General features: G+C 61.7%; 11 protein-coding genes. 3 read left to right on the top strand and 8 right to left on the bottom strand.

The genetic code is table 11. The features are described from left to right. The first annotated feature begins 4 nt into the window (after positions 1 to 4). The gene (locus tag A9J21_RS07290; RefSeq protein WP_066733373.1) at positions 5 to 832 is read left to right on the top strand and encodes a M55 family metallopeptidase; all 828 of its coding nucleotides are present in this window, start codon (positions 5 to 7) and stop codon (positions 830 to 832) included. 201 nt (positions 833 to 1,033) lie between these two features. Here A9J21_RS07290 and tssE read toward each other — a convergent pair whose 3' ends face one another. From tssE to tssB, 8 genes are all read right to left on the bottom strand, one after another. Beyond that, positions 1,034 to 1,462 carry a type VI secretion system baseplate subunit TssE gene (gene tssE / locus A9J21_RS07285; RefSeq protein ID WP_066733371.1) on the bottom strand — a complete coding sequence of 143 codons (429 nt, stop codon included), beginning with the start codon at positions 1,460 to 1,462 and terminating at the stop codon, positions 1,034 to 1,036. Next, entirely contained in the window at positions 1,459 to 4,107 is a 2,649-nt protein-coding gene (tssH, locus tag A9J21_RS07280; RefSeq protein ID WP_066733369.1) for a type VI secretion system ATPase TssH, read from the bottom strand. Before tssH ends, tssE begins: the two co-directional genes overlap by 4 nt. A 76-nt stretch (positions 4,108 to 4,183) precedes the next feature. Further along, a complete protein-coding gene (locus tag A9J21_RS07275; RefSeq protein ID WP_066733364.1) occupies positions 4,184 to 4,669 on the bottom strand; it encodes an Hcp family type VI secretion system effector in 486 nt (161 codons plus the stop codon). A gap of 2 nt (positions 4,670 to 4,671) precedes the next feature. Beyond that, positions 4,672 to 6,348 carry an OmpA family protein gene (locus A9J21_RS07270; protein WP_231906845.1) on the bottom strand — a complete coding sequence of 559 codons (1,677 nt, stop codon included), beginning with the start codon at positions 6,346 to 6,348 and terminating at the stop codon, positions 4,672 to 4,674. Positions 6,349 to 6,397: 49 nt separating this feature from the next. Next, the gene (locus A9J21_RS07265) at positions 6,398 to 7,048 is read right to left on the bottom strand and encodes a DotU family type IV/VI secretion system protein (protein WP_066733362.1); all 651 of its coding nucleotides are present in this window, start codon (positions 7,046 to 7,048) and stop codon (positions 6,398 to 6,400) included. Next, positions 7,045 to 8,391 carry a type VI secretion system baseplate subunit TssK gene (gene tssK / locus A9J21_RS07260; protein WP_082926288.1) on the bottom strand — a complete coding sequence of 449 codons (1,347 nt, stop codon included), beginning with the start codon at positions 8,389 to 8,391 and terminating at the stop codon, positions 7,045 to 7,047. Before tssK ends, A9J21_RS07265 begins: the two co-directional genes overlap by 4 nt. Before the next feature lie 132 nt (positions 8,392 to 8,523). Further along, positions 8,524 to 10,071: a type VI secretion system contractile sheath large subunit gene (tssC, locus tag A9J21_RS07255; RefSeq protein ID WP_066733361.1), complete on the bottom strand. Its 1,548-nt coding sequence runs from the start codon at positions 10,069 to 10,071 to the stop codon at positions 8,524 to 8,526. A 22-nt stretch (positions 10,072 to 10,093) separates the two neighbouring features. Beyond that, a complete protein-coding gene (gene tssB / locus A9J21_RS07250; protein ID WP_066733360.1) occupies positions 10,094 to 10,600 on the bottom strand; it encodes a type VI secretion system contractile sheath small subunit in 507 nt (168 codons plus the stop codon). A gap of 277 nt (positions 10,601 to 10,877) precedes the next feature. Here tssB and A9J21_RS07245 point away from each other — a divergent pair, with 277 nt between their 5' ends. Together A9J21_RS07245 and A9J21_RS07240 are read left to right on the top strand one after the other, a co-directional pair. After that, positions 10,878 to 13,436 carry a type VI secretion system Vgr family protein gene (locus A9J21_RS07245; RefSeq protein WP_231906847.1) on the top strand — a complete coding sequence of 853 codons (2,559 nt, stop codon included), beginning with the start codon at positions 10,878 to 10,880 and terminating at the stop codon, positions 13,434 to 13,436. Continuing rightward, the gene (locus A9J21_RS07240) at positions 13,436 to 13,888 is read left to right on the top strand and encodes a LysM peptidoglycan-binding domain-containing protein (RefSeq protein WP_066733358.1); all 453 of its coding nucleotides are present in this window, start codon (positions 13,436 to 13,438) and stop codon (positions 13,886 to 13,888) included. Before A9J21_RS07245 ends, A9J21_RS07240 begins: the two co-directional genes overlap by 1 nt. The last annotated feature ends 60 nt before the right edge of the window (positions 13,889 to 13,948 follow it).

Raw genomic sequence — 13,948 nt, 5'->3', positions numbered from 1 at the left:
ATCCATGAAGATCCTGATTTCCGCTGATATCGAGGGCGTGGCCGGTGTTTTCCACGCCGAGCAGACGCGTGCCGGCAATGGCGAATACGAACGCGCCCGCGCCTGGATGACCGCCGAGGCCAACGCGGCCGTACAAGGTGCGTTCGCCGGCGGCGCCACCGAAGTGCTGGTCAACGATTCGCATGGCGGCTTTCGAAACCTGCTGCCCGACCAGATCGACCCGCGCGCCCAGCTGGTGCTGGGCAAGCCCCGCTACCTGAGCATGATGGCCGGCGTCGAACAGGACTGCGACGGCGTATTCATGATCGGCTACCACGGCCGCGCCCAGAGCCGTGGCGTGCTGGCCCATACCATCAACAGCGGCGCGTTCGCACGGGTCTGGTTCAACGGGCTGGAACTGGGCGAAGCAGGCATCTACGCCGCGCTGGCCGGAGAATTCGACGTCCCCGTGCTGATGGCAAGCGGCGACGACGTCTTTATCGCCGAAACCCAGCCGCTGATGCCGTGGGTGCGCTACGTACAGACCAAAACCGCAGGCGGGCAGGGCAGCGGCACGACCCTGTCACCGGCCGCGGCCCGCGAGGCCATCGCCACGGCTGCGGAAGCCGTCACCCGCCAGGCCATCGCCCATCCCGAAGCCCGCTGCTTCGACCTGTCCGGCCCGGTGACCTGCCGCCTGCAGACCCAAACCACGGCGCACGCCGACCTGTTCTGCCAATGGCCAACCTTCGAGCGTGTGGACGGCGTAACGCTGTCGTTCACGGCCCCAACCGTGCAGGCGGCGGTGCGGATGTTGAATTGCTGTTCGGCGATGGCGTTTATGTTGAAGTAGAAGGCGATGGGCCGAGGTGGCCCGGCAGCTGGCCCGCTTTGACCTTGATCGGTTTTGGTGGAACCCACCATTCTCGGGCCCAAGAAGTACCCGGCCACGAAGTCTCCAATGCGGGCCAAAATCGGCTAGCACGCTGCGTGCGGTCTGGCATTGGGAGATGTAGTCGTAGACACACTCATATTCGAGAGGCCGTTGGCCAGATCAATCCGGGGAGGCTTTTAATAGGGTGAGCCGGGTCTTACCATCAGGCATGAAATGCGTCCCATAGCGCACCAACCCCGTCTTCTGCAGTTGGCACGTCATCACAAAACTCAGCAGCATCCCGGATTCGGGCACTTCGAGAGCAATGTCGATCGACTTCAGCCGTGGCTCATAGCGCAGCAGCGTTGTCTCGATCTCCCGCTTGAGAATGTGTGCCGAGGCGGGCAGATGGCGGTAGATCAGCGATAGATCGCCCAGACCGTAGTCGGGCAGGTGGGCCAGGCAGCCGCGCCGGCTGTTGAGAATGCGCTGGATGTTGTCCTGTACCGACAGAAAAGTCTGGGTGGCGGGATCAAATTCATCAATGGCGACCCCATTCGCGAAGAAGCCGGTGATGGCCTCGAAGAGGCCAGGTCCGCCGTGTGTCATGCGGTGGTGCCAGTCGTGGAAGAAGCGGTTTCCGATGTATCGAAGGCGATGCCAATGCCAGCTTCCTCGGAAAACGACAGTCGAACCGCTCGCACCCGCTTGCACGTATCCGCGTGCAACAACAACTCGCGCGCGAGGACGGGCAAGATCTGCTGATCCAGCAGGCTGTCGATATTGCGCGCCCCCGAATCGGGCAGCAGGCACGCTCGCACCAGTTCCTTTGCCAGTCCTTCGTCGCAGTGCAGTGGCACGCCAAAGCGGCGCTCGACGCGCCGCGCCGCCTTCTCGAGCTTCATTCGTACGATCGATGCCATGGCTTCTGCGGAAAGTGGCCGAAATACGATGGTTTGAAATCGCGCGAGCAATGCGGGCTGGAAATGCCGGACCAGCACTGGGCGTAGACATGCCAACAGCGCGGCGCCGTCGGGCTCGCTGTCCGCTACGCTGCAGGATTGCGTCGCGGCGAGGATGTCTTCGCTGCCTAGGTTCGAGGTCATGATGATGACGGTATTGCGGAAGTCGATCTCCCGGCCCTCGCCGTCACGCATGCATCCGCGGTCAAAGACCTGGTAGAAGAGGGTCAGCACATCTCGGTGGGCTTTTTCGACTTCGTCCAGCAGGATCACGCTATAGGGTCGCTGACGTACGGCCTCCGTCAGTACGCCGCCTTCACCGTAGCCAACATAGCCGGGCGGCGACCCCTTCAATTGCGACACGGTGTGGGCCTCCTGATACTCAGACAGGTTGATGGTGATCAACGATCGCTCACCGGCGAACATCAGATCGGCCAGTGCCCGCGCGGTCTCGGTCTTGCCTACGCCGGAAGGCCCGACCAGCAGGAATACGCCAAGGGGCGACGTTTCCGAGCGCAGGCCCGCCTTGGCCGCTCGCAGGCTCTTGCCCAGCGCGGCGAGCGCCTCGTGCTGGCCGACCACGATGCGGCCCAGGCGGCCTTCGATATCGAGCAAGGTTGCCCCTTCGCCGGATAGCAGGGTATCCATGGGCACTCCAGTCCAGTCGGCGATGACCTGGGCAATGGCGTGTTCGTCGACTTCGGCGCGAATCAAGGGCTTGCTTCGGTCTTGCACGAGCCTGGCGCGCGCTGCCTGCATGGCCGACGTCAGCTGGCTGCGGGCCGACGTCCCCGGGGCTACACGCCACTGTTCGCGGAGGGTGGCCAGGGCATCCGCCGCAAGCCGTTGCCCGGTGTAGGTGTCGCCGAGCAGCGCCTTCAGGCTGTCCAGTTCTACGAGACGCGCGTCGATCGACGCCAGCCGCGCCACGTCCTGGCTGCCGGTCATGGCGTGGTCGTCGTGCAGGGCGGCACGTTCGAGTTCGAGAGACGACCGTTCGGCGTCACACGCCAGAAGTGCGGCTGGCGTGGATTGCTGACTCATGCGTACCCGGGCGGCGGCCGTATCGATCAGGTCGACAGCCTTGTCCGGCAGTTGCCGCCCGCTTAGATAACGGCGCGACAGCCGCACCGCCGCGCCCACGGCGGCGTCGGTGATATGTACGCCGTGGTGGCGCGCATAGCGATCCTTGAGCCCGCGCAGCATCACGCAGGCATTGTGGTCATCGGGCTCGTCGACCTTGACCATCTGGAAGCGTCGCTCCAGTGCCGCATCGCGTTCAAAGTACTGCTTGTACTCGGACCACGTGGTGGCGGCGATGGTCCGGAGTTCGCCGCGCGCCAGGGCGGGCTTGAGAAGGTTGGCCGCATCGGCAGCACCGGCGTTGTTACCGGCTCCGATCAACGTGTGCGCCTCATCGATAAATAGCAGGATCGGTGTGGCGGACTGCTGCACGGCGTCGATGACGCTCCTGAGCCGGTGCTCGAACTCGCCCTTGACACCTGCGCCAGCCTGCAACAGGCCCAGATCCAGGGCGAGCACGGAGACATCGCGGATCGCGGTGGGCACATCGCCGTTGGCGATTCTGAGTGCCAGACCTTCGACCAGGGCCGTCTTGCCAACACCCGGTTCACCGACCAGAATCGGATTGTTCTTGCGGCGGCGCGCCAGGATTTCAATCATCAGGCGGATCTCCACCTCGCGGCCGAACACAGGGTCGACCTGCCCGTCGCGTGCCTTGCGGGTCAGGTCCATGGTGAAGCGGGCCAGAGCTTCTTGCTGCCCCGGATGGTGCACGGACGGGCCGGGCGCGGCATCTTCGGTGCTGGCGGGGGACGCGGCCAGGTCGGGCAGGCTATTGTCGAGCTCCGCGATCGGGGCGGTCAGCAAGGGCCACGCGTCGGGAGCGCGCAATAAGCTGGGATGCTCCGAAAGGGCGGACAGCAGATGGATAGTGCCGAGCGATGACGACCCATCCAGCGATGCCCGCAGCCAGGCTGCCTCCATCCATCGACCAAGACGCGCTGACACGCCGGGCTTCCCGCGCAGGTCGCACCGCAGGCGTTCTATATAGTCCAGCAAACCGTTTCGGATGGCGTCGACATTGACACCCTGGCGACGCAGCACTCTCGGCAAGTCGTTGTCGCCGGGTTCGAGCAGTGCGATCAGCCAGTGTTCGACTTCGATATTGCGATGTGCGCGTGTTTCGCACAGGCAGGCTGCTTCTGTCAGTGCCTGGGCACTAGGTTCATCAAGGCGGCGCAAGAACGGTGTGTAGTCGCGGGAGGTCATGTCGCGGATGGTGGTGTGTCAGGTCGAGGCGGAAAATGGCCGGTGCCTGGCACCGGCCAACGGTCACGCGCCGGCGTCAGGCACGTTCATTCCAGCTGTCGGCATGGATGATGTTGCCGTCCTTGTACGACCAGGTGATCTTCTCGTAGCGCAGTTCGATTTCCTCGAGGTGGTTGTGCTTTTCGAATGCAGCGTTTTTGATGTCGAGCATCTTCGGCGTGACGCCGACCACCTTGACGCTTTCGAGCGTCGTGTTGAAGTACTCTTTCTCCTTGCCGGCGTCGTCGATCCGGTACCACTTGATTTCGACCGATTTCAGCGTCTGCCCGCTCGTGACGGCCTTGTACAGATAGGGCGTTGCCGCGTCGGTCTCCTTGGTGAATTGAATGGGGCGGTGGACGCGCGTGCCGGTCAGCTTTCCCGTGTTCGAGTCGGTCGGGATATGGACGCCATGCTCGAAGGCCACGATCTCGACGCTGCCTTCCCGGCCAGATACCGTCACAGAGCCTTTGATGTCGGCGCCGCCGTCGTCCTTGATCCACATGTATGCGGGAATTGCCATTGCTACTCCTTTTGCTGGAATGAACAGGCCGGAAGGCCAGGGATTGCAGAACTGCCGCGCGCTATTTCTCGACAGTCCGTGACAAGCGTGATTTCAACTCGACGATTCGCTGCCCGTCCGGCGGCGGTGTCGTTGGAAGCCTTTGGCCGACTATCGCCATAACCCTGGATGGCAAAGTGGGTCACGGGCATTCCCGCCGCATCGGAAAGCCAGTCGCGGACCGATGCCGCCCGGGCTTCCGATAGCCGCAGGTTCAAGCCGGCGTTGCCGATGGAGTCCGTGTGGCCCGCGACGAGCACGCGTTTGTCGGGATGGGCCTGGATCATTGTGACTGCCGCCACGAGCGCGCGATTGGCGCCGGGATTCAATTTGGCGGAGCCGCTTTGGAACAGTGACAGGCTGTCGAGTTCGATCGTTGACGGCGGCGCCGCCGGCGGGCTGTAGGCGGCAATCAGCGCGTGGATCGGCGGCAGCAACGGCGTGCCACGGTAGAAGCCGAACCCGAGCCGGGGCGGTACGCCATGGGCCTGGTAGCCCTCGAGTACGTCGCGATGGCGCTTGAGCGTCAGCAAGGCGTCGACACGGGCGGCATCATGTTCGGGGTCCAACGCGCGATAACGGGACATGTCCTCTGTCACGCGCGCCACCAGCGCCCGGTTTTGCCAGGCGGAAGCGGCTGCGGCTGCGCAGAAGGCAAGCATCAGCCAGACAAAGGCGTGCGCCAAGGCACGGGGCAGGACAGGCTGCGGCGGCTGGATCGCGATGCCGGCCAGCATCGGCGCCGGCAGAGGGTACGGTGCCTGTGGCGCAGAGCGGGCGGTGGTAACCAATCCGGTTCTTTCTGAAACGAACCTGCCGAAATGCGAGTCCACTCCCTGGGATCCGGATACCGCTGTAACGCCAAAGCCAGTCAGCTTCAATGGACTGACTTGCGAGCCTCGATCGGCGCCTTCGCGCACGACTGGCAACAGCACGCCAGCGGCCCACTGGGCGGCGACGCCGAGGCGCGCGGCACGATGCATGCGCTTTTCGCGGTCCAACGGCGTTGCGACCTGCGGGTATGCCGTCAGCCCCGTGGCCAGGGGTTCGTACAGCGTGTCGCCGTTCTCGATCTCACGCCCCGATACCCCGAACCATGGAGACGCGTCGGGTGGCCCGCCGGCTTCCGCCGCATAGACGGCAAGGCAGACCGGCAACGGGTAGCCGAGCGCGCGTCCCGCCTCGGCTATGGCGGCGTGCCAGCGCCGCAGATAACCGGACAATTCCGGGACGTCGGGATGATGGTCGGCAGCCACCAGCCATGCGACGGCGTCCGGCCCTTGGCCTTCGCGCCAATGCCGGAGTGCGACCGCCAGCGCGGCCAGGTCGGTGGCATGTTCGACGCGCACCCAGACGGCATTGCCGGTGATCCTGACCGGATCGTCTCCGAAAGCCGAAGCCACTGCAGAGTCGCCAAGCGTCAGAACCAGCGGAACCGTGCGACGGACGTGGCGGGACAAGCCATCCAGGGATGTTGCGATGGATCGCAACGCGGCCCGTGATGATGGCGCCCGGGTGCTCAGATGGCGGGATACCCAGCACATGGCCACGGCGGCCAGAACAGCGGCGAGACCGAGAAATGCGTTCCAGGTAGCGGACCACGGAGACCAGAACGCCAGCCAGGCCAGCGCAAGCAGCATCACCCAACTGGCGACAGCGCGATAGGGGTAGCCTTTCACAATCGGCATCTCAAGCAGACAGCCGGGCGATGGATGAATCCAGCCAGCGATCCAGCGCGATGTAGATCAGGCCTGCCGCTGCCAAGGCGACCGCCACCCAGGCGAGGGGCGGCATGTTCCATCGGCGGTGTTCCTTGCCCGCGGTGATGACCATGGGGCCGACGTGCTTTCGCAAGCCCGCCCGCTCCAACTGCGCATCGATCGCGCCTATCAGCTGCTCACGGGATGGGCTGTCATCCAGGGCAAATCGCCCGCGGAAGCCGAGTCCCATGACCGTATAGAAAACCAGTAGCAACGGTACGACCGGTTGCGGCTCTGCGAGTCTCTGTTCGATGCGCGCAATCAGGGCGTCGCCTGCGTCGTAGCTCTGAAACTCACGAACCTGAAGCGGTTCCCGCTCCCAGGCCTCACGCGCCGCTTCGGAGAGATGACGCAGGGCGATCTCGTCGAACAGGGCGCACAGCGCGTAGGCGGCATCCGCAATGACTGGCGATGGCTGCCCCGCTGCCTCGAACTCTGCCTTCAGGTCGGCAATGTGTCCCAGGCAGGTGGCGCGAAACGATTCGAAAGTACCGGCTGGCCTTGCGCCCTGGGCAAGCTCGGTCACCGTCAGCGCGGTATCGCGCAGGGCCAATGGAAGAACAGTGGGCAATGTTGTCATGCCGGCAGCACCGCAAAAAGCTCAAGGGAGACATCCGGCAACGAGGCCGGGACGTAGAACTGGCATGCCCGGGCGTCGAGCATCCGTGAGAACGCGGGGTGCGAGCTGTCCAGCGCAAAGTACTGGTTCTCGATTCGCACGGGGATGGCAGGCGGCAGCCTTGCCGACGGCTGCAACGGGATGCCATGGAGGGCGGAATTGATGATTTGTTCGACTTCGTCGGGCGCGCCGGCCTTGCAAAGGCGGGGCATCTGCTCAAGCAGCGTGTGGGCCGGGACGGTTGCTTGTACGGAAAGGTAGTAGTCGGCACCCTCGACAAGCCGCTGGTCGTGGAGCTGACCGAGCCAGATCGTGGGGCGCGTGCGTTCCAGTGCAATCGGCACTACACGCGTCGGAATGACCGAATCGAGCAGCCGTCGGATCAACGCTTCCAGCATAGCAAACGCCGCTTCAGGCGCGCGATGATGGTAGGCGGGTATGGCGGCAAGCGTTTCCGTCGTGGAGAAGGTCAACAGCGAGCCGGCCAGCCTGGCGAGCACACGATAGAGGTGCTCCGGGTGCTGCTGTGGGGCGGCGGAAAGGCGCGCCAACTCCGGCCACGTGCCATTGACGCTGTGCAAAAGCCAGAACAACGCCACGTCCGCCACGGCGAAGTCGGCTATCTGGTCTGAGCGTTCCCGTCGACGTACCGCGAGGCTCGCGCTCTTTGCCGCGAGAATTTCCGATAGCCGGTGAGTACGTTCCGTCAGTCGTTTGCTGGCGGACAGGAACAGACACGGCGGCACAAAGGTGTGATCGACTTCGAAATGCCCTCGCGTCGTACGGACCAGACGCGCGATCGGGCAGGTAACGAAATCGGTGGCCTCCTCGAAATCAAAGAGCAGGGAAAGCGCATGCCGTTCAACGCTGACTTCCTCCTGGCCATCGCCGAGCAGATCTGCAAGGGCTCGATACTCTCGCAGAAAACGACGCGGCCGCGTGGAGGCAGCGCCTTCCTCGACGCAGTTGCCGCCTTGCGCGTCGAACAATGGCAGGCCGATTGTGACGACCACGCTAGCGGTTCCGTCAGGTACCACACCAAGGTCGCGCGGCGAAGGAAGAAGGTCTGCCGTGTCGGTATCCACAAGCGTGCCATCGGGCATCCGCACAGTCAGGGTGTCGAGACTCAGCCGGTCAACGCTTAATGCGTGGTCGTCGAGCTCGACACGGATCACACCCCAGGGTTCAGGACTGGAAATCCGTGCAACCTGCTCGTCAACATGACGTTCCCACAATGCCTGTTGTTGAAAATGCTGGGGAGTCATGAAAATCCCCTGCGTCCACAATGGTCTGCAAATCTTCATGTTGATCGGTAATTGCCGTGGGCCCGCCTGGCCGGCCGCCGGCCAGCAGGAAACTCTGTCGTGCAAGGAAACAAGAGTTCCGGCACGACAGCCTTCGATGCATGCGGGGCGTGATGCCCCGGCTTCAATGGATCAATTCTTCGCCTTCGGCATTTGCGAGACCAATGACAGATTGATGTCCATCCCTTCAATCTGGAAATGCGGCACGATGAAGAGCTTGACGCGGAAGAATCCCGGGTTGTCCTCGATATCCTCGACGACAACCTTGGCCTCGCGCAGCGGATGCGAAGCCTGAAGCTCGTCGCCCGGATCGGTCATTTCCGTCACGAGGGTCTTGATCCAGGTATTGAGTTCAAGCTCCAGAACGCGGCGGTCCTTTGTCGTGCCGATGTTCTCGCGCTGGATCAGCTTCAAATAATGAGCGATGCGCGACAGCAGGAAGATGTACGGCAAACGCGCGTTGACCCGGCTGTTTGCCGTCGCTTCACGGGTCTCGTAAAGCGCCGGCTTTTGCGCGGAGTGCGCGGAGAAAAAGCACGCGAAATCATGATTCTTGTAGTAGGAAAGCGGGATAAAGCCGAGATTGGCGAACTCGAACTCGCGTGTTTCCGGAATCAGCACCTCGGTTGGAATCTTGGCCTGGTTGCCAGTACCCAGGTCGTAGAGATGGATTGGCAGGTTTTCGACGAGACCACCGGCCTGCGGTCCGCGGATTTGCACACACCAGCCATTTCGGACGAAGCTGCGCACCATGTTGGCCGCAAAGGCGAACGACGCGCTGGCCCACAGGTAGCGGCGATGGTCTGGGCCTTTGACGGCTTCGGTATAGTTGAACGCGCGCACTGGCACGGTTTCCGGCCCGTACGGCAGGCGTGCCAGAAATCGCGGCAATGTCAGGCCGATATAGCGCGCGTCGTCCGAGTCGCGAAAGCTCTTCCATTTCAGGTACTCGGCGCGATCGAAGTAATTGCCGATGTCGCGGATGCTGGCAACTTCCTCCATCGATTCCTTACCGAAGAACTGCGGAGACACCGTGCCGATGAATGGCATGTGCGCGGCCGCGGAAACCTTCGCAATATTGCGAAGCAGTGCGATATCCTGCGCGCCGCGATCAAACGCATAGTTCGAGATGATCGAGCCGATCGGCTCGCCGCCGGGGGTGTCGTACTCGCGAATATACGTATGCAGGTATAGGCCGCTCTGGATAACTTCTGGCGTATCTTCGAAGTCCTGCCGTAGCGCATCCTTCGAAACATCAAGTACCTCGATCTTGACGTTCTTGCGGAAATCGGTGCGATCCACCAGAAACTTCAGGCCGCGCCACGCTGACTCAATTTCCTGGAACGCCGCGTGATGCATGATCGCATCAAGCTGGCGGCTGATCTGGGCGTCAAGCTTGGCAATATGGAAGTCGAGCAGGCTCTTGTCGAGTCGATCCACTTGCTGGGCCGATTCCTGAATCATTTTCAGGAAAACGCTCATGGCTTGCGTGACGCGTTCGTCAAGCGAGGAGTCGGAAAGGGCGTCGGCGCATTCGAAGGATTCGACCGGACGCGTACTGGTGACTGGTGTCAGATTGAGCTTTTCGCACAGGGATTCGTAGACGCTCCTGGCCGCGCCATCCACCACGGCTTGCGCTTGGGGCTGGCCTTGCGCGGCCGCGATTTCTTGTTTCGACATGAAATATCTCCTCGAGGGCCGTTCAGTGGGTGGCGGATCTGTCCTGCGTAATTCCCTGGAGGTCGGCTCTTAGGCGTTCGGAACGGGCAGGGTCCTTGAGTATCTTCTCCAGTTCCCGGCGGAACGTGGCGTTGTCGAGCAAATTGGATTTGAGGTCGCGCAGCAGGTTGCGCGCCGCCATCAGCGCGCGCAGTTCAGGCACGCGGCTGGCGACGGCTTCGGGCTTGAAATCGTCGATCGAGCGGAAATCGAGATCGACGGGCAGTTCCGACCCGTCGTCGGACAGGGTGTTTTCCACTGCGATGCGCGCCCTTGGATTGAAATCGGCAAGCACCGCGTCGAAGTTGTTCTTGTTGATGGATACCTTTTCGCGTTCGGCCAGCGAGCGGGTGTCTCGCCCGTTTCCGTAGTCGCCCAGGACCAACAGTTTTAGCGGCAACTCGACCTTCGTCTGCGCCCCGCCGGTGTGCAGGTCGAGCTTGATGTTTACCCGCGCCTTCGGCACTTCGTTCTGGAAGCTTTCAGCCATTGTCTGATTTCCTGTTGCACTGCAATCGATTGGTGTTCGCCCGGCCGGTATGCAGCGTCATCCGGTGCGCGAACCCGTGGCGTTTTAGCACTGCACAATCCGTGTCGTACATCACAGAGTTGCGAAAATTGAGCGGTAGCGGAAGGCGGTTTGCAGTGGGTCAGAAAAGACGATCTCAACGGTTTCTCCAATCATGAATTCCCGGTAGCGTGCGGCATCTTGCGTGCGGCACTGCGGCGCGAAGCGACGGGAGTGGAGAACCATGGCGGACGAATGGATGCAGGTGGGGCAAGCAGCGGTGGGGTTCGTCGGAGGGCGGATCCGAAATCAGTCCTACCGCCTCGAAGTCCCCGCCGCGCCCACCGCCATCGCCCTGTCGGTGGTCTCGTTCAAGGCCGTCGAGTCACTCGGCAAGCCTTACCAGGTCACCGTCCAGTTGACCCATCCGCTGGAACTGGACCGTGCCGACTACCTGAATCGTCCGGCCACCTTCGTCATCGACCCGGGCGATGGCAGCGAGCCACGCCGTTTTGCGGGATGGATTCCGGCGTTCTCGAAGACCCGTCAGACGCGCGACTTCCACGGCTACGAGATGGTGGTGGAGCCGCCGGTGACGCGCCTGCGGCTGACGCCGCGCAGCCGTGTCTATCAGCACAAGACCGCACCGCAGATCATCGAGGCGATCCTGCGCAGCCACGACCTCGAGGGCCATCAATTCGCTTTCCGGCTACGGCGCGACTATCCCGAGCACAAGTTCCGCCTGCAGTACCAGATGTCCGATTGGGACTACGTGCGCCTGCTGATGGAGCAGGAAGGCATGTACTGCTACTTCGCGCCGGGGAAATTTGGCGAAATTGCGGTGTTCGGGGACGACATCGACCACTACATCTATCAGCCGGAACTGCGCGTGCCCTATCGGGAGACAGCCGGGCTGGAGTCAGGCACCGAAGCGGTCTTTGCGATTCGTACCGATACGAGAACCGTCGCCAGATCGATCCTGGCATCGGACTACAACCCCGCGCACGCCTACGAGCGGCTCAAGGCCGACGCCAACATTGCATACAAGGATCGGACGACTTATGGCGAGCCATACGTCCACGGCACCCATCATCTGGATATGGCTGGCGCGAAGTGGGAGGCGCTGCTACGCCACGAGGCGGCCATCGCCGGCCAGGTCGTCTATCAGGGTGACAGCAACGTGCTGGCGTTGCGCCCGGCGCGCATCCTGCGCATGGATACGACGCTGCCGGATGCGCCAAACGGCCAGGTCATTACCGAAGTCATCCACACGGGCGCCCGCGATCAGGCTTATCGGAATACCTATCAGGCGATTCCGTCGGACCGGCGCTTCCGTCTGCCAGTCGACGAAGCCAAATGGCCGCGCATCGCCGGCACGCTGAGCGGTCGCGTCACGTCGCCGGGTCAATACAAATACGCCTACCTGACGCAGGACGGCCATTACACCGTCCGCTTCGACCTCGACTTCGATGCATGGCCAAATGGCCAGGAAAGCGTACCGCTGCGGCTGGCCAAGCCGTTCGCCGGTGCCGTGCAGACCGGCTTCCACTTCCCGCTGCTGGAAGGCACCGAGGTCGCCATCGCGTTTCACGACGGCAACCCGAACCGCCCCTATATCGCCCACGCGCTGCACAACAGCCACAAGCCCGACCTGATCATCGGCCGCGACGGCTGGCAATCGCGCAACGTGATCCGCACGCAGCGCAATAACAAGCTGCGCTTCGAGGACTGGGAGGGGCATGAGGGGATCAAGCTGTCGACCGAGTACGGCGGCAAGTCGCAACTGAACCTCGGGTATCTGGTGGACCGCCAGATGAAGGAGCGGGGGCAGGGGTTTGAGTTGCGGACATCGCATTGGGGCGCGGTGCGGGCGGGCAAGGGGTTGTTTTTGTCGGCGGATGATCAGCCTGGGGCCGGTGGGGCGCAACTGGACATGCAGTCCGCCACTTCACGTCTGGATGCTGCGCTGTCGGAGATGCAGGCGCTCGCACGTAGTGCTCGAGAGGCACAAGCTGTCGTGGCGCAGGTTGAAGAACAACGCCAGTTTCTGGAGCAGCGCCTGAGACAGTTACAGCAAGCGGTTCTTCTTGCCAGTGCTCCTGCAGGCGTGGCGATCACGAGCGGTGAAGAACTTCATTTGGCTGCGCAAGGCCATGTCGCTGTCAATAGTCAAGGAAGCACCGATTTCGGTGTCCTTCGACGCTTTACCGTCGCAGCCGGCGAAGCGATTTCCCTATTTTCCAGAAAGATCGGAATAAAGATACTCTCCGGGTCCGGAAAGGTAGAGATTCAATCGCAAAACGACGAAATGGCGGTGGCAGCAGATAAAGATATGACCATATCGAGTGCGAATGGAAAGGTAGTTATTGCTGCAAAGAAAGAGCTCTTGTTGATGTGCGGTGGCTCCTATCTTCGATTAACGGGTTCCGGCATCGAAGATGGTACGGTAGGGGAACGCTGCATTCGGTCCGCATCACTCTCCAGAAAGGGGCCTGCTTCGAGAATGACTGAGCTCCCAGATTTACCTGGCCCAGAAAATGGACTCTATAGTCAAAAGCTGCTGTTTCGATCCATGGAAGATGGCGCAGCGTTGAACGGCGTCCGATACCAGGTGTTTGAGTCGTCGAGCGAAGGCATGACGCTATTGGAACAATCTAATAGCGAAACCTCAGGGGCCTCAAGACTGGAGGCAAGCGAAGCGAGTCACCGAACCATTCTATTCGGGAATGGGGAGTGGGCCGTATTTTCTGATATGGACTTCGATCGTGATTGCGATAGTTTTCTCGACAGCGATGGCGCTGATTCGACGGGGAAGTGATGAAACAAACCGTATATATCGTCAAGGCCGGAGACACGATCGAGGAGATTTCAAATCGTCATGGTGTCGATCGAGATGTTCTGATGGATAAAAACAATATAAAGGAGCCAAACTATATACACGTCGGCCAGCAATTAATTATTCCCATTCCGGCTGGTGATGCTACCTCTGAAGAAAACGGATTCAGTGAATTTTGGCTCTATTTCGTGGATGCCGTTGGCATGCCAATTGCCGGTCTTAACGCTCATATCTATGCCGGACCGTATGATTACAGGCTATCCACCGATAGTTTCGGGGTGCTTCCGCCGATTCGTATATATGGGACGAATGTGCGGCCACGCGTGTTTGTCGAGAAAATAGGCGGTGGAGAAAAATTTTTGTCGGAGTTAAAGATGTTTCCCGGTTCCCATCAATTCACTTTCCATAGCCCTAGCAGGCTGCTGAAGTACTGACCGCGCAAGCGGTGAGGCTTTCCCCCGCAAGCCCCGAGGTTCGCCGTTTTGCACAATCTG

The organism is Cupriavidus sp. D384 (assembly GCF_001652915.1).
Classification (GTDB): domain Bacteria; phylum Pseudomonadota; class Gammaproteobacteria; order Burkholderiales; family Burkholderiaceae; genus Cupriavidus.
This window is presented reverse-complemented; position numbering and strand designations above follow the sequence as displayed.